This is a genomic window from Streptosporangium sp. 'caverna' (assembly GCF_003203775.1).
Taxonomy (GTDB): domain Bacteria; phylum Actinomycetota; class Actinomycetes; order Streptosporangiales; family Streptosporangiaceae; genus Streptosporangium; species Streptosporangium subroseum.
The window spans coordinates 6,797,660-6,824,222 of sequence record NZ_CP029711.1 but is presented as its reverse complement, the minus strand read 5'-3'; the positions used below and the strand labels follow the sequence as shown (position 1 = coordinate 6,824,222).

Annotated in this window: 16 protein-coding genes; 5 read left to right on the top strand and 11 right to left on the bottom strand. The window is 70.4% G+C overall.

From position 1 onward, the window contains the following. Positions 1–54 precede the first annotated feature (54 nt). Together DKM19_RS29820 and DKM19_RS29815 are read right to left on the bottom strand one after the other, a co-directional pair. A complete protein-coding gene (locus DKM19_RS29820) occupies positions 55–6,390 on the bottom strand; it encodes an RHS repeat-associated core domain-containing protein (protein ID WP_110700129.1) in 6,336 nt (2,111 codons plus the stop codon). Positions 6,391–6,445: 55 nt separating this feature from the next. Beyond that, positions 6,446–9,784: a LamG-like jellyroll fold domain-containing protein gene (locus DKM19_RS29815; protein ID WP_110700127.1), complete on the bottom strand. Its 3,339-nt coding sequence runs from the start codon at positions 9,782–9,784 to the stop codon at positions 6,446–6,448. A 224-nt stretch (positions 9,785–10,008) separates the two neighbouring features. Here DKM19_RS29815 and DKM19_RS29810 point away from each other — a divergent pair, with 224 nt between their 5' ends. After that, positions 10,009–10,884: a hypothetical protein gene (locus DKM19_RS29810; protein WP_110700125.1), complete on the top strand. Its 876-nt coding sequence runs from the start codon at positions 10,009–10,011 to the stop codon at positions 10,882–10,884. A 308-nt stretch (positions 10,885–11,192) separates the two neighbouring features. Here DKM19_RS29810 and DKM19_RS29805 read toward each other — a convergent pair whose 3' ends face one another. Next, positions 11,193–11,729 carry an Imm21 family immunity protein gene (locus DKM19_RS29805; RefSeq protein WP_162641873.1) on the bottom strand — a complete coding sequence of 179 codons (537 nt, stop codon included), beginning with the start codon at positions 11,727–11,729 and terminating at the stop codon, positions 11,193–11,195. A gap of 180 nt (positions 11,730–11,909) precedes the next feature. Between DKM19_RS29805 and DKM19_RS29800 the strand changes: the two genes are divergently transcribed. After that, complete coding sequence (locus tag DKM19_RS29800; protein ID WP_110700121.1) at positions 11,910–12,170, top strand: hypothetical protein; 261 nt, start codon at positions 11,910–11,912, stop codon at positions 12,168–12,170. Here DKM19_RS29800 and DKM19_RS29795 read toward each other — a convergent pair. The 7 genes from DKM19_RS29795 to DKM19_RS29765 form a co-directional block, all read right to left on the bottom strand. Beyond that, complete coding sequence (locus tag DKM19_RS29795) at positions 12,149–12,769, bottom strand: dihydrofolate reductase family protein (RefSeq protein WP_110700119.1); 621 nt, start codon at positions 12,767–12,769, stop codon at positions 12,149–12,151. The genes DKM19_RS29800 and DKM19_RS29795 overlap by 22 nt on opposite strands. Next, the gene (locus DKM19_RS29790) at positions 12,769–13,275 is read right to left on the bottom strand and encodes an SRPBCC family protein (RefSeq protein ID WP_110700117.1); all 507 of its coding nucleotides are present in this window, start codon (positions 13,273–13,275) and stop codon (positions 12,769–12,771) included. Before DKM19_RS29790 ends, DKM19_RS29795 begins: the two co-directional genes overlap by 1 nt. Positions 13,276–13,278: 3 nt before the next feature. Next, positions 13,279–13,620, bottom strand: a complete 342-nt coding sequence (locus DKM19_RS29785; protein WP_110700115.1) for a helix-turn-helix transcriptional regulator — start codon at positions 13,618–13,620, stop codon at positions 13,279–13,281. Positions 13,621–13,965: 345 nt separating this feature from the next. Beyond that, positions 13,966–14,613, bottom strand: coding sequence for a phosphotransferase (locus tag DKM19_RS29780; protein ID WP_110700113.1), 648 nt, complete (start codon positions 14,611–14,613; stop codon positions 13,966–13,968). A 218-nt stretch (positions 14,614–14,831) separates the two neighbouring features. Next, on the bottom strand, positions 14,832–15,371 hold the full coding sequence (locus DKM19_RS29775) for a DUF6461 domain-containing protein (RefSeq protein ID WP_110700111.1): 540 nt from the start codon (positions 15,369–15,371) through the stop codon (positions 14,832–14,834). 542 nt (positions 15,372–15,913) lie between these two features. Beyond that, on the bottom strand, positions 15,914–16,525 hold the full coding sequence (locus tag DKM19_RS29770) for a GNAT family N-acetyltransferase (RefSeq protein ID WP_239513655.1): 612 nt from the start codon (positions 16,523–16,525) through the stop codon (positions 15,914–15,916). Positions 16,526–16,786: 261 nt separating this feature from the next. Then, positions 16,787–17,674: a hypothetical protein gene (locus DKM19_RS29765; RefSeq protein WP_110700109.1), complete on the bottom strand. Its 888-nt coding sequence runs from the start codon at positions 17,672–17,674 to the stop codon at positions 16,787–16,789. Between the two features lie 446 nt (positions 17,675–18,120). Between DKM19_RS29765 and DKM19_RS29760 the strand changes: the two genes are divergently transcribed. The 3 genes from DKM19_RS29760 to DKM19_RS29750 all read left to right on the top strand — a co-directional run bounded on the left by DKM19_RS29760 (position 18,121) and on the right by DKM19_RS29750 (position 25,146). Next, positions 18,121–20,985, top strand: coding sequence for a BTAD domain-containing putative transcriptional regulator (locus DKM19_RS29760; RefSeq protein ID WP_204358302.1), 2,865 nt, complete (start codon positions 18,121–18,123; stop codon positions 20,983–20,985). 84 nt (positions 20,986–21,069) lie between these two features. After that, on the top strand, positions 21,070–21,852 hold the full coding sequence (locus tag DKM19_RS29755) for an SDR family NAD(P)-dependent oxidoreductase (RefSeq protein WP_110706094.1): 783 nt from the start codon (positions 21,070–21,072) through the stop codon (positions 21,850–21,852). 45 nt (positions 21,853–21,897) lie between these two features. Next, a complete protein-coding gene (locus DKM19_RS29750; RefSeq protein ID WP_110700105.1) occupies positions 21,898–25,146 on the top strand; it encodes a BTAD domain-containing putative transcriptional regulator in 3,249 nt (1,082 codons plus the stop codon). 3 nt (positions 25,147–25,149) lie between these two features. On the opposite strand, the gene DKM19_RS29745 is transcribed toward DKM19_RS29750, so the two are convergent. Beyond that, on the bottom strand, positions 25,150–26,430 hold the full coding sequence (locus DKM19_RS29745) for an SGNH/GDSL hydrolase family protein (protein WP_110700103.1): 1,281 nt from the start codon (positions 26,428–26,430) through the stop codon (positions 25,150–25,152). Positions 26,431–26,563 lie beyond the last annotated feature (133 nt).

Sequence of the window (26,563 nt, the reverse complement as noted above, 5' to 3'; positions counted from 1 at the left end):
ACGAGGGTCCCGCGCCCGTTCGTGCTCGGCGGACGTCAGCCGAAGGGGGTGCTGTCAGCCCATCCCACCGAACCAGGTGTCGAACAGGTCGATGAAGTTGTCCGCGATCTTCTGGCTCCGGGCGCCGAGTTCCGCAGTGGCTCCTCTTCTGGTGTTCTCCGCCTCGATCTTCTCCGGCTTGAAGATCTGTTTCTCACCCTGGCCGGAGCCGGGCCGCGGAAGATTCGACGGTGGCCGCCCCTGCGGGTACATCCGGCCGTTGCCGTAGACGGTGTAGGACTGGGTCGGCTGGGCGGTGCCGTCGTTCCGGTAGACCTGACTCGGCCTCGCCTGTGCCGGCTGCCGGTTCGCCCTGGGCGGCGCAGGTCGTTGTGCCGCCCTGTGGCTGGTCGGGCGCCGCGCCGGGGTCGAGCGCGCGTGCTGGATCCCCCTGGGGACCCTGCCGGCCCGGTGGTTGCGCCGCTGAGCGGCCAGCGCCATCTTCTTCTTGGCCGCCGCCTCGCGAGCCGCCTTCCTCGCCTGTCTGCGGGCCGCCATCGCGGCCCGTCGTTTCGCCGCGGCCTCCCGCGCCTTCTGGGCCTTCTCGGCGGCCTTCTTCCTGGCCGCCGCCAGCCGCCGTTTCTTCGCCTCGGCCAGGGCTTTCTTCTTGGCCGCCTCCAGCGCCCGCTTCTTGGCCTCCTCCCTGGCCTTCTTCTTGGCCGCCTCCAGGGCCCGCTTCTTGGCCGCCTCCCTGGCGCGGCGGATTATCTCCCGCCTGATGGCACGCTGGGCCGCCTTCTTGGCGGCGTAGCGGGCCCCGACCTTGACGGCGATGATGACCACGACCCAGACCCACTGCCCGTCGGGGTCACTCATGCTGACGGGGCTGTTGTTGGCGTAGGCGTAGGCGTTGAGCTGCTGCGGGTCCACATCGTCGATGATCGGGTCCACCGACATGAAGCGGCCGAACTTGGGGTCGTACTCGCGGGCGCCGAGGTGGACGAGCCCGGTCGTCGTGTCCTTCGTGCCGCCGACGAATCCGCGTTGCCCCGGCCACCATGAAGGTGGCGAACCCCGGTCCTCGCCGAAGGGCGTCATCCTCCGTACGGCCAGCTGTCCGTTCCCGGCGTTCACCGCGGCCTGCGCGGTGCCCTGGTGGTCGCCGGCCAGGAAGTAGACCTGGTTGTCCGGCGTGCGTACCGCGATGGCCTGGTCGTTGACGGTGTAGTAGCGGGTCTGCTCGACGACGTCCGCGGCGTAGTCGAAGCGCAGCTCCATGTCGTCGATGTAGAGCGTGGCGTCGGTCGGCGTCTTGCGGATCAGCCGGTCGCCCTCCGCGTCGTACACGTACGACGTCGTCTTGCCCGCCTCCGTGACCGACTCCAGGTTACCCTCGGAGTCCCAGACCAGGGCCTGGTCCGCGGTGCCGACCTTGCGCCTGGTGGTGTTGCCCGCGGCGTCGTACTCGAAGAGGTCCGCGCCGACGCTCTGCAGCGCGTGCGGCTGCTTGCCGCCCGGCTGCGGGTAGGTGTAGGTGCGGGCCGTCTCGCCCCCGCCGCCCCAGGCGTGCTTGGTCTCCTTGGTCCGGTTGCCGATGGCGTCGTAGGCGTAGCTGACCGCGTACGGGGCCACGCCGCCGATCTTGCCGGACTGCGGGGTACGACTGGCGCAGTCGTCGGTGGCCGTCCACGCCGAGGTCAGGCGGCGCAGATGGTCGTAGTTGAAGCACTGCGTGTCCTGGCCGCCGGCCCTGTCAGCGATCTTGGTGATGTTGCCGGCGGCGTCGTAGGTGTAGTTGAGGTCGAGGTCGGTCGCGGCCGCGCCCTCCCTGTCCAGCCGCATATTGGTCATCCTGCGGGTGGACTCGTCGTGGGTGTAGGTGAGCCAGGTCTTCTTGCCTCCGGTGCCCAGCTCGTACTGCAGGGCCTCGCCCAGCTTGGAGTAGCGGGCCGCGGTCACGTACGACGACAGGCCGGTGACCTTGGTCGTCTGGTTCAGCTCGTCGTAGCTGTAGACGACCGACTCCTCCGCCAGCCCGCCCCCGGCGGGGAAGCTGACGGACTGGACCTGGTCGTCGAGCGTGTAGCGGGTGTTGAGCACGTACGAGCCGGCCAGCTTGCCCTCCCGCGCGGGGATGGTGACGGTCTCGCGCAGCGGGCGGTAGTCGGCGTCGATGGCGTTCATCTCGGCCCTGTACGCCTGCCCGCCCACGTACCGGATGCTGGCGTTCATATGACCCTTGGCCAGGGCGTCGTACTTCCACTCGGCGAGCAGCGGGCCGGTCGCGGAGTTCTCGCGCATCTCCTTCTGGCGGCCCAGCTCGTCGTAGACGTACCACAGGGTCCTGCCGCGGGAGTCGGTGGTGCTGACGAGCTCGTCGGCGTCGTTGTACGCCATCGTCGTGACGCCCTTGTCGGGGTCCTCGGCCTTGATCTCCCGGCCGCGCATGTCGTAGTGGTGGCGCCACACGTTGCCCGCGGAGTCGGTCACCGTGGACAGCCGTCCCGCGTGGTCGTAGGTGTACTTCGTGGAGTCGTACTCGCCGGTCGGGGTCGCTCCCTTGTACTGGCGCAGCTCGATCAGGCGGTCCTCGGCGTCACCGATGCGGGTGGTCGCCGTCTCGCCGGCCGGCGGCGTCACGTGGACCCTGTCGCCCTCCTGCTTGCTCGTGACCCGGTATTTCTCCGCGCCCTTCGACCTGAGGGCCTGGGCGTTGACGTCGCCCGTGCCGTCGAAGAAGGACACGACCTGCGTGGGCACGTCGGTGTCGGCCACCGCCAGGAGGTCGGTGGAGGGCGTCCCGGTGGCGAAGTAGCCGGTGTTGGCCTTGGACGGCTCGCCCTGGGAGTTGTAGAAGGTGTCGGTGATCGTACGGCCGTCCCGCAGCGCGGGGTCGGTCGTCTGGTCGTCCCTGGGCGCGGGTTCCTGGGTCTGGCGCTCGCGCATCAGGCCGTCGTACAGCTCGTGGCTGGTGGTGTAGGCGCCGTCGGCGTCCAGTGTCTTCGTGGTGACGATGCTGGGGCCGTCGCTGCGCATCACGTAGGAGAACTCGGTGCTGGGCGACTGTCCGGCCGCCTTGCTGCGGTCGGGTTGCCAGACCTTGACCAGGCGGCCGAGCGCGTCGTGCTCCATGTCGACGCGGCGGTTGTTCGCGTCGATCTCGGCGACGGGCTCGTCCCAGGCCGGTTCGAGCAGGGTGCGCTCGACGTGGCCGAGCTGGTTGACCTCCTTGATCTCGGTCGCGGGGGCGCCCGCGGCCGGGGTGTAGGTGGTGGTGGACTTGGTGCCGACGGCGTCGGTCTCGGTGAGCTCGCGGCCGTAGGCGTCGTAGGTGTGGGTGCTGTCGGTGATCGTCGTGCCGTCCCCGGAGACCAGCTGCTGGACCGAGGTCACGTCGCCCTTGCTCGGGGCCAGGCCGTACGCCTTGCCGTCGTACTGGACCTTCTCGTCGGAGAGCACCTCGGCGGCGGCCAGCGTGGACACGGAGGTGCCGCAGCTCGCGGCGACCTTCTGGATCCTGCTCGTGTAGTCGAGCATCCAGCTCGTGTCGTTGCGGGCGTAGGTGTAGCGGGTGCACTGGTCGTCGTCGGCCGTGGCCAGGTCGCCCTTCTCCTCGACCTGGGTGAGCAGGCCCTGGGCGTCGTACACGCGCTCCTCGCCGGTACGCCGCCACTTGTCGCCGGGCAGCGCGTTACGGGTGACCATGGACTTGGCCTCGACGATGTACGCGGCCTTGGTGACGCCGCCCTGCGTTGACTCCCCGGTCTTCAGCGACCACGGCTGCTCGACGGTCGCCTTCAAGATGGGCCCGCCGTCGCCGTCGTACAGGATCTCCTCGCGCTCCAGGCCGGAATATTGGTCGAGGTCGTCCAGCTTGACGCCCTCGGAGTCGGTGACCTGCACGGTGCGCTTGGAGCCGTCGGCCTGTCTGTCGCCGTGCATGCCGCGGAAGTACCGGAACTCCGTGAGCGTGCGCTTGGTGTCCTGGCCGTCGCCCTCGCGCACCCGTACGCGGCCGAACCCGCGGAAGTCCGCCCAGGTGCGGTGCTCGGGCTTGACGAGGATGTTGTCCGCGTAGTGCCAGGCGGCGCCGTCGAGATACTCGTAGTCGGTGACGACGTTCGTCGAGCCCGCGACCCGGTCCACCTCGACCGTCTGGGTGACCACGTACTTGTGGAACCAGTCGACGACCTCCGCCTCGTTCAGCGGTGCCCAGCGTTGCGGGAAGCAGCGCTTGGTGTTCTTGTCGGGGGCGGGGAGCTCGCCCGGCTTGCACTCGGCGGGCGCGTAGTTGACGCGCAGCTCGCCTCCGGTCTCGTTGTTCACGGCCTGCACGCGCCACTTGACCAGGGGAGCGCGGCCCTCGTTCGCGTCCACCCGGTTGGGGAGTTGCACGCCGGCGAACGTGATCTTGGGAAGGGTGATGGTGCCGCCCACGTGGCCGGCCTGCTGGATCGAGGCCAGCCACAGCGACGGGCTCAGGCCGTCACCCGTGGCGGGGAACTGGTGCGTCAGCGTCCAGGAGTCCACCGCGCAGTACTGCGCCGCCGCGCACTTGGCGGTGTCGGTGTTGAGGATCTGCGTGGTGACCTTGGTCAGGCGCTTGCGGGTGAAGAACGTCGGCGACAGGCGGTCGACGCACTTCACGCCGGAGTCACAGACCTGGTCGAACGGGACGTCCGGCCAGCTGCCGGCGGTCTCCTTCTTGAGCTGGTCGGCGGCGCAGGTGATCGTGCCGCTGGGCAGGCAGCGCTCGGCCACGTCGAAGACGACGCGGGCGGCGGGGGCCTTGGTGAACAGCTCGCTCTGGAGGTAGCCGTAGTCGATGCGGGTCAGGTAGCCGCCGCGGTCGTACACGGTGCCCAGCTCGGGCTTCATGTTGCGGCCGTAGTAGTTCTTCTCCTGGGCGTACCAGTAGGTGGTGGCGTTGCCGTGGGTGTCCACCGAGTAGTCGAGGTTCCACCGGTAGGCCTGCTGGCACCAGGCGTTGGCCGGGGTGCTGGAGTAGCAGGGCTCGCCGCTGTTGTTGCCGAACACCGGCACGCTCAGGACCGACTTCGTCTCCGGCTTGCCTGTGGCCCAGCCGGGCAGGCGGTTCAGGCCGAAGGTGTACTGGGAGCCGTCGGCGGTGGTGACGCGCCAGTACTCGCCGTTGTTGTCGCCGTTCGTCGCCCCGGTGAGGGACTCGATCCGGGTGCCGTCGTCGCGCTTGGGCCGCCACTGCTTGGAGGTGGCGTCCTTGACCAGCTCGACGGCCGAGTCGCCGAGCGACAGGGTGACGTTCTCCCCGTCCCAGCACAGGTCGCCGGTCTTCTTGCCGTCGATCATGCAGGACTTGTAGCGGCGCTCGATGAAGCCGCTGGGGTTGAGCTCGAAGCCCTCACCGGCCCAGGACGGCTGGTTGTTGGTGGAGGCGGTGCGGCCGTCCACGCTCTGGGAGGAGTAGCCGAGCGACAGCTCCGGCTCCTCGCCGCCCAGCGCCGGGGGAGTGCGCAGTTCGTAGCCCCAGCTGAAGTCCCCGGACTGGGGCCCGACGCTCCAGTCGGACGAGGGGGCCAGGGAGGTGGCGCCGTGGTCGCCAGTCGAGCCCGACGCGGCGGCGGTCACGGCGTACAGGCCGGTCGTCGCGACCTCGGCGGTCAGCGTGCCCGTCTGCGTGTTGTTCTCGCTCCTGACCGGCTGGGGCTGGGCGCAGCCGGTCGCCCCGGCGTCGAGTGCGCACTCTTCCAGCTTGACGATCTGGAGCCGGGCTCCGTAGTCGCCGCCGTAGGCGTAGCGGAAGCCGGAGTAGTCGATCGCCAGCCGGGTCTTCGCGCCCGGCTTGGCCGCGGCGACGCCCTGATCCTTCGCGGCCGAGGTGGCCGCGGCGGCGCCCTGGCCGGGGGAGACGCGCATCGTCAGACCGAGCCGGCCGGTCGAGGCGGTGTCGAGGAGCTCGACCTTCACCGGAGCGGTGGCGGCATCGGCGGCGTCGGCGGCTTTGGCGGTCTTCCCCTCCTGCGGGGCCGGCCTCACCGGGAAGCCGGTCGCCAGGGTCCTGGCCTCGGCGCCGCCCAGCTCGGCCGTCTGGGGTTTCGGCCAGGTGACTCCCGGTGGCGCCTTCCACGCCTGTTTCTGCACCGGATCGGTCATCGGCGGCAGAACCGGGACCCTCTCTCCCTTGACCGGCGTCTCCTTCTGCACGGACGGGGCGGAGCGGGGCTCGGCGTAGGCGGGCATGGCGTACGCCAGGGGCAGGACGAGGACGATCGAGAAGACGGTCGCCAGCCGGCGGGGCCAGGGAGACTCGGCCTTGGGCGTCTGGAATCGGTTCCAGGAGGGGTCCGGAACGTCGGGTGCGGGCCGTTCGTGGCGTTGCTGTAAACGATTCCAGCGGGATTCGGGCAGGTCCAACTCATCCGGCGGTTCCATGAACTCTCCCAGTCGGGGGGTGCTGGTCAGAGGGGACTTACTGGGTGGCCAGGGATTACTGGGCGGCCAGCTGAGCGATCTGCTCGGCCTTCAGCACGCCGTCATAGGTACGGACGTCATCCACGGTCCCCGGCCAGTAACCGGTGAAGACACCCGCGGTCTTGCTCCGGCCCAGTTGCAGCGGGCCGGTGGCGTTCCACGTGCTCGTGTGGCTGGTGACGGTGGTGGTGGACAGCTGGCCGTTGACGTAGACGCGGAGCTGGCCGGCCAGCGGGTCGTACACGCCCGCCACGTGTGTCCACTCCAGCGGGGCGGGAATGGCGTCGGAGCGGGTGCGTACGAGAGCGGCGGTGTCGGTGTCGGCGGCGGCCATGCCGAGCGCCCACCGCCCCTTCTCCTTGTCGTAGCCGAGCTGGAAGCCGGCGGCGCGGCTGCCCGGCTGGGCCACGGCGGCGGTGTCACCGGTGGGCAGGTAGTCGAGCTGGGTCCAGGCGGCGACGGTGAAGCCCGACCTGGTGTTGACGACCGGCGCGGTGGTCTGGGCGTAGCCGTTGACCCCGTTGAGCGCGAGCGCGCCGTCCAGCCAGCCCGCGGTCCACGAGGCGCCGCCGGCCAGTGTCGCCGGCGCCGCCGGCGACCTGCCCGAGGAGTCGGCGGCGGACAGCCCGGACTCCTCGTCCAGCCGCCAGTGCCCGATCAGCGTGGCCGCGCTGTTCACCAGGTCGGCGACCTCGTCGGCGAACATGGCCCGCCCGTAGGCGCGGACCTCGTCGATGTCGCCGGGGAAGAACTCGGTGGCGGCTCCGTTGACCTTTCCTCGTCCGATCGTGAGGGGGCCGGTGGCGTTCCACGGCTGGGTGGTGAAGGCGGCCGACGACTCCAGCTTGCCGTTGACGTACAGCGAGAGCTGCCGGGCCGCCGAGTCGTAGACGCCCACCAGGTGGGTCCACTCGTTCAGCCTCGGCGCGGCCGCGGAGAGCGCGCGCACGGTCGTCGCGGCGTCGGCGTCGGAGCCGGTACGGGTCAGCGCCCAGCGGTCGTCGGCCTTGGAGTACTGCAGGGAGAAGGCCCCGGTCCTGCCGCCCTCCTGGGTGACGGCGGTGGCGGTGGCGCCCGTACCCGTCAGGCGGGCCCAGGCGGTGACGGTGAAGTTGCGTCCGGTGTCGACGATCGGGCCGGAGGTCTGCGCGTAGGCGTTCGCCAGGCGCAGGCCCATGCCGGTCTTGCCGCTCGCCCAGGTGGCCCCGTACAGCGTGGCGGGGTGGGCGCCGGCGGTGTCGGCGGCCACCGTGCCCTGGCCCTCGTCCAGCGGCCAGTGACCCCTGGGCGCGCTTCCCGCGTTGACGTTGAAGACGTAGGTGCGGATCGGGCCGAGCTGGCCCGCGCGGTCCTTGCTGCGTACGGACAGCACGTTGGGGCCGTCGTGGCGCGGGGTGAGCTGGATCGTGGCGGTGCCGTCCGTGCCGGGGGCGACCTCCGTCTTGGGTGAGCTGTCGAGTCCGTAGACGTACGCGGCGACGTCGGAGACCCCGTTGGGGTCGAACGTGAACGACCCCGCCAGACCGACCCCGTCACTCCAGCCGTTCTCGGTGAACCCGGGCGAGGTCACGGTCGGTTCCCTGCCGGGGGCCGTGGCGTCCACGGTGGCCTCGCACCAGGGGCTCCAGAGGCTGTTGGCCTTGCCGTCCTCGGCGCGGACGCGCCAGCGGATCAGCGCGCCGTCGGAGTACAGGCTCTGCGGGATCGTCGCGGAGAAGGCCGTGCCGGTCGAGCCCAGCGCGGTGAGGTATTCGCCCGTCTTGGTCCCGGCCTCGTTGTACCACTCGAACCGGCCCCTGACCGAGTTGTCGACGTCCTTCAGCTTGGCCCACAGCTTGGGGGTGGCGGTGCTGATGACCGGCCGGCCGGTGCCCGAGACGCAGGGGCCGCCCGGGTCCGACCACGCGTCGACGGCCACCGGGTCCGCGGGCAGCGAGTTGTACTCGATGACCAGGGTCGGGTTGTTCTTGAACTTCTTCCAGGCGTACACGTCGGTCTCGCTCGTGGCCCGGATGCCGATGGTGACGGTGGGCCACTTCTTGGCGGCGGCGTCCACGACCTGCGGGGTGACGTCGAACTCGACGCCGCCGGGCAGGCAGGACGGCCCCCAGCCCTTGGCCACATTGACCGTGGACAGCTTCGTGACCCACGCGGGCTGCTTGTTCCAGGTGGTGCTCTTGCTGATGCTGTTGGTCGCCCAGGCCTCGACCGTGCGGGCGCTGCACGAGTACGACCACGTCTCGTACGTGCGCAGCGTCGCCTTGATGATCTGCTTGCCGTGGATGGTCGAGCCGGTGCTCATCTGGAAGAACGAGCGGTTCTTCTGCGACTCGACGTGGCCCGCCCTGGCGACGTCGCTGGAGTTCAGGTAGTTGGAGTCGGGCCAGTTGCTCCAGACGGCGGTCCACGAGCCGCGGGCGGCCGAGAAGTACGGGTCCAGATAGATGGGGAACCGGGTCTTCGGGTCCGTCATCAACTTCCGGTCCGGCCGCAGGCGCAGCGTTCTGCCGGCCAGTTTCACGCCCATCTGGGCCTGCCGGGCCTCGGGCGCGCGGCCTTCCTTGAACGCCTGCGGGCTCGTGGCCCCCTCGGAGTCCCACATCATCGGGGTCGGCGCGACGAAGATCGTGCCGCCGTTGTCGTCGACCGCCTCCAGGTTGCCCGCCTGGTCCGACTCCATCGACAGGCCGCTGGTCGAGAGCGGGAACGTCAGCTCGGACAGGGCGCTGCTCGCGGCGGCGGCTCGCGACTTGACCACCAGGATGTGGGAGAAGCCGTCCACGTCCGCGGTGACCTGGAGGTCCACGCCCGGCATGACCTCGGGGTAGGTGGCGGTGTCGCCGTTCAGCACCGGCTTCGGCAGCGTGCCCGACCAGCCGAGCTCCATTGCCTTGCCACCGCGCGACATGCGGGCCAGCGGAGTGCCGCCGTCGCCGCTGTTGCCGCCGCCGGAGAAGGCCAGGCCGACCGCCGTGGCGGCGGGCGCCACCGTGCCGTCGGGCTGCTCGCGGAGCGTGGTGTCCACGGGCACCCAGCCGCCCGCCTGGCGCACCCGCACCGGGCGGACGTTCTGTTCCAGCAGGTAGGTGCCGTCCGGCTTGACGAAGACCTGCCGGGTCTCGCTGCGCAGCGACTCCACCTCGGCGGGCTGCCCGGTCTGACGGGCGCGGACGAGTGCGGGGTCCGCGGTACGACCCCCCGTCGCGGCCGGCGATTCGACGGCCGGGGCCGGGCTCTGTACGGGCGCCGCCGGAGCCGGGGCCGGTGCGAGCGCCGCCAGAGCCGGGGCCGGTGCGGTCGCGGCCAGGACCGCGCCCACCAGGGAGACCGCAACAACCCCACGAAGTGCCAGCATTCGTCACGCCCTGTCATGCTGGGCTCCGCGCGGGTGCAACGTCCCGGCGGCTCCACGATCTTCGATTGACGCTGGAATTGTCACCCGGGTAAAGGCACGCGTCTAGATCTTGTGGAGAATTTCTCCACAATTCATTTTTTACTGTAAAAAATCACTCAAAGTGGGACGCTTGACCACCTCTCACGGGCCCGTGGAGCCTCTCTTTTTGTGATTCAGGAGCCGTCTTGCGCAAACTCGCCTGGTTCCTCTCGTTGGTGCTGCTGCTCTCCGCGGATGGCAGCCGCAGCCGTATGCCGTTGGAAAAATTCCAGGATCGCGCCCGTGAGGTAATAGACCGCTGGCGCGGCTCCGAAATGGACCGCGCCTGGCGGGACGGCTTCGTACCGTTGAACGGACTCGATGTCGAGCCAGAGTGGATGGGCATGCCCGGCTGGGTGGGCGTGAGCAAGACGAACGGAGCCTGGGCCCTTGACGTCGACCTGCCCACGGGATCCCCGGCCGGCACCCGACTGCGCTGGCCCGACGGCTCCACCCTGACGGTCCCCTTGATCACGGCTGCGGCGGCATACGCGGAGCGGAGCAAGCCCGACGACTTCGTCGAGGAGGACTGCCCACCGGGCGGCTGCACCACCCTCCGGGTCACCGGCGCCGAACTCAGGGATATACCGTTTCTCACCAGCCGGGGGATAATTCAGGTGCCCGCCTGGCACTTCACCGTGAAGGGCGTCAGAAAGAAGTTCATCCACGCGGCGATATCCCCGTCGGTGACCACCTCGAGTCCCACTCCGCCGGAAGGCGAGTACAGGGAGGTGATGGCCTTCGAGCACGTCCCGAAGAAGCCCCGGGAGCTACTTCTCCAGTATGAGCACGACAGCTGCGACCACACCCATGGCACCCGTGCCTACGAGACGCGGGACCTGGTGGTGGTCGACGTGGACGTGAGGTCCAGCGCCGAACTCTGCCTCGGCGTGGGCCTTATCGACCAGATCGCCATTACGCTCAGCCAGCCCCTCGGCGACCGGCTCCTGCTCGACTCCGGAACCGGACTGCCCCCGACGCCCGGCATACAACAAACACCCTTCTGGTGGGGCGGGGCCTGAACCTCCAGGCCGTACGACAGCGGGCATGCTCCTGCTCGGCCAGAGAAGGCGCAGCTCAACGTACTGAGTGCGTTTCCCGTGGCTCCCGCTGTTCTCCTCGTTTTCCGTCCGGTTGGGCATGCAACGGACACGGAATTGAACTGCCGACGGTTTTGCAGGCCACGCCTGTTCCCGCCATCGCACGGCTTCTGGCCTGCGGCGCGTCACCTCTGCACTGCTCTCGCCCTCATGATCATTACGCGCATATTGCAGAACGAGTCGATCCTGCCTTGTCCAGCGCGGACGCACGCCACGGTGTAAGTGGTCGCCTATGTGGAGATCGGTGACCGCGGTTGTTGGACAAGCTGAACGATGACTGCCTCTACCGCCTCGGTCTGCACATGGGCGGCCCGAACGGTGTAGCGCCCCGGTGGAAGATCTACGCGTAGGTGCTCCTCGGTGGTGATGTGCTGGTGGCTGCGGACGGAGTCGAAGAGAATCACAGACTCGCGGATGTCCCACGTCAGTTCCTCCTCCCACGGGAAGGAGCCGACCGCCTCGGCGGTGGTTTTGAGAATGTCGGCGGTGGAGTCTGCGGCGATCCAGCTGACGAAGAGGTTGGACCCGGGCAGAAACGTGGTGTCGGAGGGGTGGTCGCCGAGGACCAGGGCTTTATCCGGTCCGACATCGATGAGCCCTATATAGCCGCTCACCTCGCATGCGCGGCCGTAGTCTCCTTCGTCGTCCGGGTAGTTCTTCGGTGAGCCGTTCCAGTAGCGGCAGGCCGACTCTGGAACAACGATGTGCGGCCCACCCAGCGTCGTCACCCAGAGCGGATCCTCATCATCCACCTGCTTGGCGTTCACCTGGATCATGGCGATCAGAGTACGGCGAGAGGCCAACGGAAAAAATCTCGGACCTTGTCTTGTCGAGGCCCAGGCCAGGCATCGCCTCCTGGCCTGGGCCTTCGCTGGTGGAGCGGGTGGCGGGAATCAAACCCGCGCCGTCAGCTTGGGAATCGTATGGATCACGACTGGTAGGGCCACGTGACCACCCGCACGGGCGAGAAACTCGAGGCCCGCGTCGAGGTCAACCGCGGCGGCCCCGGCAACCCCCTGTCCGATGAGGAGCCGACGAGGAAGTTCCACGACAACGCCGTGAGGTCACTCCCGGAGGAGCGCGCGGCTGAGATCGCGGCCCGAACGCTCGCCCTTCCCGACGCTCAGAGCATCGAGGATCTCACCGCGCTGCCGACCTCGGCGGGGGAGTACAGGGGTCGAGACGGTTACCGCTTCCGGACTGCGTAGGTCAGGTGGGTCACCCGCTGCGTCGGCTCCGCGCGGACCTGCTCCAGGGCCACGCGGCCGGCGTCCACGCCCTCGAACAGGCGGATTCCGGAGCCGAACAGCACGGGTGAGAGCGCGATCGAGAACTCGTCGATCAGGCCGGCGTTCACGTACTCCAGGATCGTCGCGCCGCCGCCCGCGATGCGGACGTCTCGGTCGCCGGCGGCCTCGCGGGCCTGGTCGAGCGCGGTCTCGATGCCGTCGTTGACGAAGTGGAAGGTGGTCCCGCCCGGCCGCTCCCAGGGGTCACGCTTCTCGTGCGTCACGACGAAGACCGGCGTGTGGAACGGCGCCTCCTCCGGCCACATCTGCTCGCCGGCGTCGAACATGCGCTTGCCCATCACGCTCGCGCCGGTGCGCTCGAACGTCTCCCGCGCGATGTCGTTGTCGCGCCCTTCCTCACCGCCCCCGCCGAGCTTCAGATTCTCCCGGAAGAACCGCTGCGGGAATATCCACGCCTGCAGTTCCATCCACTGCCGCCCCATCAAATCCCCGAGGGACCCGGGCGCGATGAAACCGTCCAGCGACATCGACACGCTGAAGAACACTTTCCCGGCCATCAGCCCTCAGCTCCCTTTTGAACGATCTCGGTGACGTAGGCAGCCAGGTTGCTCAGGGTCTGCCGGCCGCCCTCGATCGCGTGGTACTTCTCGACCGCCTCGTCGCGCAGTTCCTTGGTGGGGAACACCGTGCGCATCTCGATCCGGGTCGCCGCCCCGTCGGGCGCGAACGTGAGGACCGACTCGAAGGCGTTCGGGTCGCCGCGGGACTCACCGTGCAGCAGCGCGATCCGCTCCGGCGGGGTGATCTCGGTCCAGGAGATCCACTCCTGGTAGTCCGTCCTGTCCGGCCCGTGCATCACGAAGTCCCACTCCCCTCCGACGCGGAACTCGAACGCCCGCGTGGTGGTGGTGAACCCCTCCGGCCCCCACCACCGCGACAGGTGCCGCACCTCGGTGAACGCCTCGAACACCAGCTCCCGCGGGGCGTCGATGACCCGGGAGATCACAATCTCGCGGTCGGCCGTCGCGGACTGCGCCGACGCTCCTCGTCCCATCTCGCTCATCAGCTACTCCTCCTTCCTTGCCTGCTTAAGGTCCTGCACGTACGCGTCCAGCCGGTCGAAGCTCTCGTTCCAGAACCGCTCGAACCCGCCGGTCCACTCGTGGACCGGTCGCAGCCCGCGGGCGTCAAGGCCGTACAGGCGCTGCTTGCCTGCCTTGCGGTCCCGGACCAGCCCGACCTCCCGGAGCACCCGCAGGTGCTTGGACGCCCCCGGCTGGGTCATCCCCAACTCCTGGGCCAACTCGGTCACCGGCCGCTCACCCGCCCGCAGCAGCATCAGGATCTCCCGGCGCTGCGGCTCGGCGATCGCGTTGAAGACATCCGACGTCGTCGCTGCTCGTGCCATGGCATCATCATATGCCGATATCGGCATGTGTAAAACCGGGGGAATCAGGCGGGTCTTGTCAGACGACGATCGTGGCCCTTGTCGGCGGCTGCGGAAACGCGTATCCCGGAGACGGCACGCGCGACGGCGGCGGGCAGGGAGGGCGATGGGTGAGCAGCGTGCTGAGGTGGAACGACTCCTCGGTGCGGGTGGCCGGCGGCACGTCGAGGTCGTCGGTGATCTTGGCGGCCGCCTTGGGTCACTTGGTGCCGTGGTCGGCGGCGAACACGTTGGCCGCACGGCCGCCAGAGCGGTCACCACGGCGAGACGCCATCAACTCATCGCCGCATGAAAGCCTCCACGGTCTCAGGACATTGCCCACACCAGCGCCACGGCCTCGTCAAGGCGTTGTTTCTCGGCCTGACTCAGAGTCGGGTTGGCGACCCGTATTGCCAGGGCCCTTTCAAGGTCGATCGCATGGTCGACCTCACTGAGCAGGGAAACCAGGATCGTGCGGGCCATAGACGCCTCGGCCCGCGGGCCCACCGCGACCTCCGCCAGGATCAGAGCGGATAGCCCCCAGTCCAGCGCGGGCGGACCCTCCTCGGCGTTGGCCCAGTCGATCACTACCGGCCCTTCGGGCGTGAGTATCACGTTCTCCGGATGCAGGTCGAGGTGGAGGACACGATCCGTCGAATCGGCCGAGACCCGTGGCGGAAGAGCGTGCAGACGGCGCAGCAGCTCCGCGAGGATCGCACCGGCTTCTTCCGGCGTGATCACGTCCTGCTGGAGCGCCTCGACCATGGTCGGGCCGAACAACCGCTCCATGATCAGATCCTCACCCACGGTCGGTGCGACACGCGGCGCCGGATAACCCTGGCCGAAGACGTAGGACATCACGGCCGCTTCGGCGGACGCGTCACCGCCGTCCCGATATCGGCGCAGCACCCATGCGTCGTCGATCGCGAACACATCCGCGGTACGGCCAGAGCCGAGAAGGGGACCGGTTTGCATGCCAGCAGCATATGCACGGCGACCTGAACGGCAACCGCCTCCATGGTGATGCGCGCCCTTCCGCGCTGACCGCTCACCACGACACCATCTGACCAGGAAAAAAGCATTGTCGCCCCCGCGAGGCTGAACACACCACGATCGATGTGGGCCAGGGTGTCTGCAGGCCGTCACGAACGGCCTTGAACCGCTGCGGCCACAACGGGTGACCGGTCGTCTGGTCAGCTCGGGCAGTCGGTGGATCCGGTGATGGACGGTACGGCGTGGTGGGCCGGTGTCAGGCTCACCCCTGTGGCCCGTACTGCCAGGACGAGGGCGAGATCCCTGGCGGTCCGCGTGTCGGTGAACTCCTCCCCGTCCAAGGGCATGCCCAGATCCCGCATCTGGGTCAGCAGATAGTCCGGATCGGCGCCCTCTCGATCGTCGGGGAAGGACGGTTCGAACCTGGTGGCCACCACTCCGTCGACCGAGCAGACGAACTCCTCATCCATGGTGGTGCCGGTGACAAGCCTGGCAGTCTCCGTCCCCCGGGAGAGCGCCTCCGGCATCTCGTAACAGTGAAGGTCGAGCAGGACCGCCCCACCGTCTGCCGCGTAGGCCTCGATGGCCCAATCCCGGGAGACGTCGCCAGGAGTGGCGCCGATCCGGTGCAGAGCCTCCGCTGGAGACAGGCCCCGCACGAACGTCACCCCGAGGAAGTGATCGCCGTTCATGTACTCCTCGATGAACCAGGTGTAGTCCGCCACCGTCGCACCGCTCACCAGTGATCCCCTCCTGCATACGACCGAATCGAAGTGATCATCGCAGCGAAGACTGACATATTGGGTATTCGTCAGGGAAAGGCCCCATCTTGCAAATCGGCCTGATCTTCAGGCGAAACAGCCCCCACCTGCCTGGGTGAGTGGCAGCCCGTGCGTGACTGCGAGTGCCCTCTGTTGACCGCCCTCAATGGCCCGCCAATGCCGTGACCGGAAACCTCCGCCGGGTCGGCAAGTACCCCCGAACGAATGATCACGAACCGTCCCACGGGATGTGTAATCGGGGAACGTACATGATCGATTACACCTGCTTGACGCTTCAGTCCCAGGACATGGTTGACAGGTGCCGATGCCGGCCGGTCTTTCGTGTGTCATTTGCGGGTAGCGCGTTTCGGGAGCCGGATCGGCCGGCACGCCTGCACGGTCTCGCGCGCACGGCGAGAGACGTTGGTGGCCCGCTCGCACCGTTCGAGAACGGTGGCGATCAACGCGTGGGCGACCATCGGGTCAGGGCCGGTGCGAGCGATGGATTACATGCGCTTGTTCTACCCGCGGCTCGTCCCACATCGGGCGTCACTGTCAAGGCGGGCGTGGAGGTGCATGTCATGCCAGCCGTCGGCATGGCGGGCCTCGCTCCGTTTTGTACCCTCTACGGCGAAGCCGGCATGTTGCGCGACCCGGCAGGATGCGACGTTCACCGTCGAGTGGCACAGCTCAACGCGGTGCAGCCGGAGTGTTTCGAAGGACCAGGCCGTCATCGCCGCCAGCGCTCGCGGGGCGATGCGACGACCGCGCGCGCCCGGCAGCACCCAATACGACACCTCGGCCAGACCTTCCCCAAGGTCGACCCGACGTAGGCTGACCTGCCCGGCGACCTCTCCCGCGTCGAGCACGGCCCACCCGGCGCCGGTCTCACCGCGCCACCGGCCCGGCCAGGCATCGATCCAATCGCGAGCCTCGTCGTCGGTCATCGACCGGCAGTGCCAGCGCTGAATGGCAGGATCGGCGTAGGCCGCCACGACAGCCGGACGATCCGACGGCTGCCAGGGCCGAAGCACCATGTCGTCCGCACGAATCTCGGGCTGCGTCAGCGCCGCCATCGAGCCGGGCGGCACCGCGGGTGTGGCGAGTGACGGCACATGCCGACTGTAGGCCACGGCACTGACAGCATCCGAACCAAAAACCGGTGGGCGGCTCACGACGAGCGCCCGTCTGACTACGCCGATTCTCGGGATTATGCCGCCGCATCAGGGGAGACGGATGTGGCAAGCCTCAGAACGAGGAGCAGACGCGCTGGATCGTGCACGGCGAGCGGCTGACCTATGACGATGCGGGCGTGTCCGCCCCCGCCATGGCCGAACGAGTGGGCCATGGCGTGACTGTCCTGCTGCGGTCGGCGAAGAGCGAGCGCTGGGTGGTCATCCCCAGGAAAGGCGACGACGGCGTAGCAGGAGTCCGGCGGCGGCGAGGGTAAGCAGGAAGCCGGTCAGCATGAGCACTCGCCCATCGGGGCCGGACTCACCGCCGCCTCCGGTCGCGGCTCCCCCCGATGGGGTCTTGATCACTCTGCCGTTCCCCTCCGCCAAGGTCTCGGCCTCGATGGTCTGGGACGGTTGCGAACTCGAAGTCACCGGGACGGAATCGGCAGACTGATCGTCGGCGGTTGCCGGGTCGGTAGTGGTCGGCTGTTGACTCGGGGATACCGGTACGGAATCGGCCGGTCGGCCGCCCGCGGAAGCGACAGTGAGAGGGTAGGTCGTCAGGGTTGTGGCGTTCCGTACCTCACACTCGATCGATCGTTCGTCGGGTTTGGTCCCGAAGTTGATGGCGGCCGGCCGTACCGTCGCGGTGCCCGCGATGGACGGGGTGGTCTTCAGGGAGACCGGGACCATTGGCAGGGGAATGATCTGACCCGCGCTGACCGGGGTGAGCTCGCCCACCCCGGTGGCGGAGGTCAGCTTGGCGAGTCCGCTGATGGACGCGTAGGCGTACAGCTTGGTGCCGCCGGCCAGTCCCGTGGTGGGCGCCCTCAGCGCGGTGGCGTCGTCGGCGTAGGTTCCGTGCCAGCCGATGGTCGTCTGCGTGCCCGCCGTCGCGTCGGTCGGCATCGTCAGCTCGACCTTGACCTTGATGTCTTGTTTCTCGGCCACGCCGGTCGCGCCGGTCACGGTGCATTGGTAGTCAACGATGTCGGTGACGACGACCGCATCCTGTGACACCTCGGAGACGGCGGCATACGCCGGTTGGCAGAGCAAGGTCAGGCTGCCGGCCAGGATGGTGGCCGAGAGAATCGAGCGGATGCGCAAGGTGACTCCTGTTGCGACAGATGGGGCACAGGAGAGACGGGGCGTGAGGGCATCCGGTTGACACCGCTGAGCCCTTTTTGTCCTGTTGGCGTCGACGGAAGTGCCCGGAATTCATGGAGACCCGGGATACATCGCTCCGGCGTGCCTCGGCAGGTGACTTCGCGCTGCTGGAAGCCACCGCTGAGAGACGGAGAAGAACGTCTTCGCCGTCCAGACCACAACGCAGCGTCGTGACTGAGCGCCGGAGTCTACGGCCGGTCGCGAACGCCAGGAGCATAGGGTTGCCGCAAAAGAGATCGAGGTGATGGGGGAGTGGTGATCGCGCAGCGCAGGCCGAGGGCCCAGACGTCGGAGCGCCGCATCTCCGAGGGCCCGCACGAGCTCACCCTCACCGGCTCCTGACCATCCTGTCTGCCGTGCGATTCGGTGTCCTGGGGGCCTTGGGGGTGTGGTCCGACGATGGCGAGACGGTCGCCGTCGGCGGACCGCGGCTGCGTGCGCTGCTGGCGATGTTGCTGCTGAACGTGGGCCAGACGGTGAGCGTGCGGCGGCTCGTCGAGGGACTGTACGGCCCGCAGGCGCCGAGCGGTGCGGCGCACTCCCTGCAGTCCCAGGTGTCCCGGCTGCGTCGCCGGCTCGGGGCCGTGGGTGAAACGAAAGACCTGCTCGAGTTCGGTCCCGCCGGATACCGGCTGCTCGTCGATCCCGACGACGTCGACGTGCACCGATTCGAGCGGCTCGCCGGCGAAGGACGGCACGTGCTCGCCACCGGAGATCACGATGGCGCCGCCCGGCTCCTGGGCGAGGCCCTGGGACTGTGGCGGGGGCCGGCGCTGGCCGACGTCATCGACGCGCCCTTCGCCGGGGAGCAGGCCGCCAGGCTGGAGGAGCTGCGGGTCGCCGTACTCGAAGACCTGGTCGAGGCGCGGTTGGCGCACGGTGAGCACCGCGACCTGGCGGCGGAGCTGCCGGAGATCGTGGTGGCGCATCCGCTGCGGGAACGGCTGCGCGGACAGCTCATGCGAGCCCTGTACGGAAGCGGCCGGAAGGCCGAGGCGCTCCAGGTGTTCGAAGACGCGCGGCGGACGATGGCGGAGGAGCTCGGGGTCGATCCCTCCCCTGAGCTCGGCGATGTGCACCTGGCGGTGCTGCGCGCCGGGCCCTCTCCCGCCGAGGCGGGAGGCGGCGTTCCGGCCCAGTTCACCAGTTTTGTGGGGCGCGACGGCGACCTCGAACGCGTCCGCGCGCTGCTCGGCGAGCGACGCCTGGTCACGCTCACCGGGCCGGGCGGGGTCGGCAAGACCCGGCTGGCGGTCGAGGCCGCCGGGCGGGAGCGAGATGAGGTCCGCTTCGTCGACCTGGCCCCGCTCACCGACGGCGCGGCCGCCCCGCAGGTCCTGATCAACGCGCTGGGCCTGCGTGAGGCCGGGCTGGTGCCCGCGCTGTCCGGTCCGCTCGACCCCGTGGAACGGCTGATCGCGGGGCTGGCCGATCGGCGGGTGCTGCTCGTCCTGGACAACTGCGAGCACGTCGTCGCCGAGATCGCCGTGCTCGCCCGCCGGCTGCTGGCGGCCTGCCGGGACCTGCGGATCCTGGTCACCAGCAGGGAGAGGCTGGGTGTCACCGGAGAGACGCTGCACCCGGTCCCGCCGCTGCCCCTGGACGGCGGCCCGGAGGCGCCCGGCCATCCGGCGGTGCGGCTGTTCGCCGACCGGGCCGCCGCCGTGCGGCCCGGTTTCCTGATCGACGAGGCCAACGCCGACGCGGTGCTGCGGGTCTGCCGGGCGCTCGACGGACTGCCACTGGCGATCGAGCTCGCGGCCGCGCGGATGCGGTCGCTGACGCTCCAGGAAATCGAGGCCCGGCTGGACGACCGGTTCCGGCTCCTGTCGCGTGGCGATCGTTCGGCGGCGCCCCGGCACCGGACGCTCCGCTCGGTCGTCGAATGGAGCTGGGACCTGCTGAGCCACCCCGAACAGGCGCTGGCCGCGCGGCTGACGGTCTTCAGCGGCGGCGCATCGCTCCATGCGGCCGCCCGGGTCTGCGGGCCGTCCGAGGGCGAGGTCGTCGAACTGCTCGCCGACCTCGTCGACAAGTCCCTGGTGGAGGCCGGCGGGGGCCGGTACCGCATGCTGGAGACCGTCCATGAGTTCTGCGCCGAGCGGCTGGCCGGCGACGGCGGGCGAGAACGGGTGAGAGCGGCCCACGCGGCGTACTTCCTCGAACTGGCCCGGACCGCCGAGCCGCACCTGCGCGGCCCCGACCAGCTGGAATGGCTGGCCCGCCTCGACGCCGAACGCGGCAACCTCCACGCGGCGCTCCACTGGGCGGCGGGGGCCGACCCCACGCTCGGGCTCCGCCTGCTCGCCGCCCTGTCGTGGCAGGGGCAGGTGCGGGGACTGCCCGGCGAGCGAGCCGCGGTGGCCGCCGGCCTGCTCATGACAGTCGGCGACGAGCCGCCCGCCGGTCTCGAAGAGGAGTACGCGCTGTGCCTGGCGCACGCCGCGGCCGCCGACAACGCGCACGACCGGCGACTGCGCGATCAGCTGGAGCGCCTTGCCGATCGGCGTCTCCGCCACCCGTTCCTGCGCGTCCTGCGGCTCATGGTGAATGGCCCCCGCCATGCGGACGGGGAGATCTCCGCCGATCCGTGGTCCCAGGCGTTCACCCGCCTGGAGTCAGGGGCCAAGAGCCTTTTCGACGGCGAGCGGGATGCCGCCGAGCGGGCGTTCCGCGCCGCGCTGGAGGGGTTCCGCGGGACGGGGGACCGCTGGGGAGTCCTCGCCGCCCTGGAACAGATGGCCGGGCTCGCGGACGAGACGGAGTTCGCCGCGCTGATGGCGGAGGCCATCGACCTGGCGGGACGGCTGGGCGCGGTGGAGGATCTCACCAGGCTGCTCGTCGGGAAAGCCGACGGGCTGGCCGACGCCGGTCGGCTGCTCGCCGCTCGCGCGGAGTACGAGCGCGCCATCGAGTTCGCCCGCCGTGCCGGAACGCCCGAGACCCGGGCCGACGCCCGGCGCGGGCTCGCGGACGTCGCGCGCCTGCGCGGCGATCTGCCGGCCGCCCGCGAGCTGTACGACCGGGCGCTGCGAGGCTGCGACCGGGCATCGATGGGCGCCGCGCGGACGCGCTGGCGGATCCTCACCGGCCTCGGCCGGGTCGCGGAGGCCGAGCAGGACACCGGCCAGGCCCGCCTCCGTTACCGGCAGGCCCTCGCCGCCGCGCGCGCGTACGGAGACCGTACGGCCGTCGCCGCCTCGGCTGAGGCGCTGGCCGCGATGGACGTGTTCGACGCCGATGGACGGTGAAGGGCCGGTGTGTGGACGGTGAGTGCGTGGTGAGCGGTCCCTGTCAGCTTCGTGGTCATCGCCCAGCACCGACAGGAGACCGAGATGACGGATCTGAAGGGCAAGACCGCGCTGGTTACCGGCGCCTCACGGGGAATGGGCCGGGCCATCGCCCAGCGGCTGGCCGCGGACGGCGCGCTGGTGGCGGTGCACTACAGCCGCAACGCCGACGCGGCCAAGGAGACGGTGGTCACGATCGAACAGGCCGGTGGTGAGGCCTTCCCGGTCCAGGCGGAGTTCAGCACGGACGGCGACGTGCGGACGTTGCTCACCGGCCTGACCGCGGGCCTGCGCGGGCGGCCGCTGGACATCCTGGTCAACAACGCCGCCTGCGGAAACCAGGAGACGGTGCGGGCCGGGTCGGTCGATCGGCTGACCCCCGGCCAGTTCGACGAGGTCTTCGCGATCAACGTGAAGGCGCCGCTGTTCCTCATCCAGGCGACACTGCCGCTGATGCCCGACGGCGGGCGCATCGTCAACATCTCCTCGCTCGCCACGCGGGTCGCCCTGCCCGGCCAGATCGCCTACGCGATGACCAAGGGCGCCCTGGAGGTCATGAGCCGGACGCTGGCGAACGCGCTCGGCGAACGCGGCATCACGGTGAACACGGTGAGCCCCGGCAGCACCGACACCGATGTGACCGACCTCCTGCACAACCCCGAGGTCCGGACCGTCCTGACGGACCTGACCGCGCTCGGCAGGATCGGCCGGCCGGCCGACATCGCCGACGCCGTCGCGTTCCTCGCCTCGGACGACGCCCGCTGGATCACCGGCAACGTGCTCGACGCCACCGGTGGCGCGTACCTCGGCCCCATGTGGGCACGCTAGTCTCCCATCACGCCGCTTGCGGGCTGTTTGGGGGAGGATCGGGCGGTGCACGGGAACGAGGGGACGCGCCTGCGGGTGACGCTGCTCGGCACCCTCGAGGTGCGCCGCGGCGACGCCGTGGTGGCCGTTCCCGGCGCCCGGCTCCGCGGCCTGATCACGCGGCTGGCGCTGGCCGGCGGACGGCCGGTCGGACCGGGCGTCCTGGTCGATGCGCTGTGGCCGCAGGAGCTCCCGGCCGACCCGGCGAACGCGCTGCAGTCGCTGGTCTCCCGGCTGCGCCTGCTGTTCGGCGAGGCCGGCGCGGTCACCCGATCCGAGGGCGGCTACCGCCTCGACGTCACGGAGGACGACGTCGACGCGCTGCGGTTCGAGCGACTGGCCGCGCACGGCCGTGACCGGCTCCGAGCGGGCGATCCCCGGGCGGCGGCCGGGCCGCTGGGCGAGGCGGTCGCGCTCTGGGGCGAACCGTCGGTGATCGCTGCGGTCGCCCCGGCGGTCGCGACGCGGCTGGCCCGCATCGCGGTCGAGGCGGGCGCGGATCTGGCCGAGGCGGAGCTGGCGCTGGGCCGCGCCGCCGACGCCGCCACCCGGCTGACCGCCCTGCTCGCCGAGCACCCGGCGGACGAGCGCCTGGCCGCGCTGCAGATGGACACGCTGGCCGCCCAGGGCCGCCAGGCCGACGCCCTCGACCTGTACGAGCGGGTGCGCGAGACCCTCGCCGACCGGCTCGGCGCAGATCCCGGCGCCGCCCTGCGCGAGCGCCACCTGCGCCTGCTGCGGTCGCCGGCTCCCGCCCCCGAGGCGCGGCGCGAGGCGCCCGCGAGTTATCTGCCCGCCGCCCTGACCAGCTTCATCGGGCGCGAGGACGACCTCGCCCGGATCGACACGCTGCTCGCCCGCGGGCGCCTCGTCACGGTGGTCGGGCCGGGCGGGGCCGGCAAGACCCGGCTCGCGGTCGAGGCGGGCCGCCGCCACCGCCACGAGTACCGCGACGGCACCTGGCTGGTCGACCTGGCCGCGGTCACCGAGCCGGCCAAGGCCGGCGCGGCGATGCTGGCCGCGATCGGGCTGCGCGGCGCCGCGCTCTTCGAGGCCTCCGGCCGGATGCGAGCCGGGGGCAGCGAGCTGGACGTGCTCGCCGACCAGCTCAACGGCAGAGAGAGCCTGCTCGTGGTGGACAACTGCGAGCACCTGATCGACGCCGTCGCGCACCTGATCGCAGCGCTGCTGCCGCGCTGCGCCGGGCTGCGGGTGCTGGCGACCAGCCGCGAGCCGCTCGCGATCGACGGCGAGGCGCTGGTCCCGCTCGGTCCGCTGGAGCTGCCGGGCCCCGGCGACGGTCTCGAGGACATCCGCCGCAGCGCGTCGGTGCGCCTGTTCGCCGAACGGGCCGCGGCGGTGCGCCCCGGCTTCGACGTCGACGAGCGGACGCGCGCGGACGTGGTCCGGCTGGTGCGCGGCCTGGACGGCATGCCGCTGGCGCTGGAGCTGGCCGCGGCCCGGCTGCGGACCCTGTCGCTGGCCGAGCTCGCCGCCGGGCTGTCCGACCGGTTCCGGCTGCTCACCACGGGCAGCCGGGCCGCGTCGCCGCGGCACCGCACGCTGCGCGCGGTCATCGCCTGGAGCTGGGATCTGCTCGGCGAGAACGAGCGTACGGTGGCCGAGCGGGTCTCGGTCCTGCCCGGTGGCGTGACGCGTGAGTCGGCCGTCGCGGTCTGCGCCGGCACCGCGGTGCTCCCGGCCGAGGTCCCCGAGCTGCTCGCCGCCCTGATCGACAAGTCGCTGCTGCACCTGGCGCCCGACGCGGGCCGTTATCGGATGCTCGAGACCCTGCGCGAGTACGGGATCGAGCGGCTCGCCGATCGGGGCGCGCTCGACGCCGTCCGCGATCTCGCCGCCCGCTACCTGGCCGATCTGGTCGCCCGCGAGGAGCCGCTGCTGCGCGGCCCCGATCAGCTCGCCGCGCTGCGCGTGATGCGCACCGAGTACGACAACGCGCTCGCCGCCCTGCGCCATCTGTGCGACACCGGCGACGCCACCGCGGCCGTCAGGCTCGCCATGGACCTCTCCTGGTACTGGCAGATGCTCGGCCGGCATGCCGACGCGGCGTACTGGCAGGGGAAGGCGCTGGCGCTACCTGCCGCGGGGCACACGCTGGACCGCGACTTCGCCGAGGCGGTGCTCCTGCTCAACCGCATCAACGCCCGCTCCCCGCTGACCGTCGAGGGCCTGCAGGAGAACGAATCCGCGCTGCGGGCCTTGGCCGATCGCCTGCTCGCCCACCCGTCGCTGCCCGGATTCGCCGGTGTCCTGGCCGCGATCGCGCTCCACTTCCTGCGGGAGCACGAGGCGTCGCTCGCCTTGGTTCAGCACCTCGTCGACGGCCCCGACGTCTGGATGTCCGGGCTGGCCCACATGTTCCGGGCCTCGTTCGCCGAGAACGAGGGCGACCTCGACTCGGTACGCGCCGATGTGGCCGCCGCGCTCGACGCCTTCGGCCGGGCCGGCGACCGCTGGGGCCTGGCCACCGCGCTGCCGATGCGCGCGCTGCTACGGCAGTACGACGGGGACCTCGACGGCGCGTTGGCGGACCTGCGCGAGGCTCGGGCACAGGCGCAGGAATTCGGCTCGCTGAGCCTGGCCGACGAGATCTTCCTCGACATGCGCTGGATCGACCTCTACCTGCGGCGGGGCGAGGACGCCCGGGCGAGGGCGATGCTGGACGCGGTCCGCGAGCGGGCGGAGCGATCGGCGTCGCCGGAGCTGGTCGTCATCGTCACCGCTCGTGAGGCCGACACGTGGCTGCGGCTCGGCGACCTGGACCGCGCGCAGAACCGCATCGAGGCGGCCGAGGCGGAGGTGGCCGGCGAGTCCCCGACCGGCGGCGACCACGGCCAGGCGATCGTCGGCTCGGTGCGGGCCTCGCTGTGCCTGCGGCGGGGCGACGCCGAGGGCGCCGAGGTGGCGCTGGCCCGGGCGTACGGGGCGGCCCTGGAGAGCCGGGACCTGCCGATCATGGCGATGGTCGCGGTGACCGGGGCCGAGTTGGCCGGGCTGCTGGGGCGGCACCGGGACGTGGCCCTGTTGCTCGGCGCGGCGGCTCGCCTGCGCGGCACCCACGACCTCAGCGACCGGCAGATCCAGTCGATGGTCGCCCGCGGCCGCACGGCGCTGGGCGAGGACGTCTTCGCCGCGGCGTACCAGGATGGCTGGCAGCTGGACGGGAAGACGGCCTCGCTCCGGGTCGATCCGGCGCGCCTGCGCCGGGAGCCGGACGGCCCGGTGCGGGCGTAGGCCCTATCCCCGGAACAGCTCCAGGTCGAAGGCCTCGGCGATCGCCTGGTTGCCCGCGTCGTTCGGATGGATGTTGTCGCCGGAATCGAACTCGGTGCGCAGCTTCGTCGGTGCGGCCAGGTCGCGGGTGGCCGCGTCAAGATCGACCACCGCGTCGAACTCGCCGCTGCCGCGGATCCAGCGGTTCACGTCCTGGCGCATGCGCTCGCTCTCCGCCGTGAAGACGAACGTGCCGCCGAACTGCGTTATCGTGCAGCCGATGATCCGCAGGTCGTGCAGATGCGCGCGGCCGATCAGCATGCGGTAGCCGGCGATGATGTCCTCCGCCGTCGCCCGCTCGCTCTCCGGCATGCCCGGCATGAAGCCGAAGCAGATGTCGTTGCCTCCCTCGGACAGTACGACCCAGCGCACGCCGGGCCGGGCCAGCACGTCGCGGTCGAAACGCGCCAGCGCGCCGGCGCCCAAGCCGTCGGTCTCGCGCAGGACGCGGTTGCCGGCGATCCCCATGTTGATCACCGCGCGCGGCGGCAGGTCCTGCCGCGCGGCCAGCCGGCGCGCCAGCAACGAAGGCCACGGCGTGTCCGCATCGGGCGTGGTGCCGGCGCCATCGGTGATGGAATCGCCGAAGGCGACGATGGTGGCGGCCGTGGGCCGCGCCAGCACGTCGATGCCGGCGAGCCACAAATAGGACTGAAACCCGGTGGCGTTCCGCAGGTTCCGCGTGGCGGCCTGGTTGCCCGGTGCGAGCCACGCCGTGCGCAGTCCGACCTCGTGCGTCGTGGGAGTGACCTTCTCGTCGGGGATGTACAGCGAAACGACCAGATCGGTCTGCGCGGGCACGTCGTACTCGATGGGGTCGCTGTAGATCTGCGCGCCCGTCGGCAACACCACCGCGTCGCGCCCGCCGAAGGTCAGGTTGCGCGCGCTGCCCGCGCGGATCGCCGAGCCGCTGTCATGCCGCGCGATCTGTGCGGCATCGATGCGCACCGGCGCGTAACCGAAGGAGTTCGACAGCGCGACGCGCACGGCCGTGCCGCCCACGGTGGCACGTGCCACCATGCGCACGGTCTGCGCGCTGACCTCCGTCGGCGCGGCCGGCGGTTCGGCCGGCTGGGGAGTGGAACCCTGTGCCGACGCGTCGCCGGGCGGCGGAGCGTCGTCCGGCATCTGCGGCCCTCCACCGGGCTCGGCAGGTTGCGCCAGCTGCTGCGCCGTACCCCAGGTGGCGATCCAGTTTCCCTGACGTGCAGTGCTTGTCCTCGTGCTTTCGCGGACCTCGTCCATGAACCCAACCTCCAAAATCGAAATGAGTCTCGTGGTCACAGCGCGGATCGATGTCTCCGTCCGGGCCCGGCCGACGTGGTTCCCGTCTACCGCATCGGGGGTGGCACAGGCCCTCGGAGCCGGCCTGTGCCAC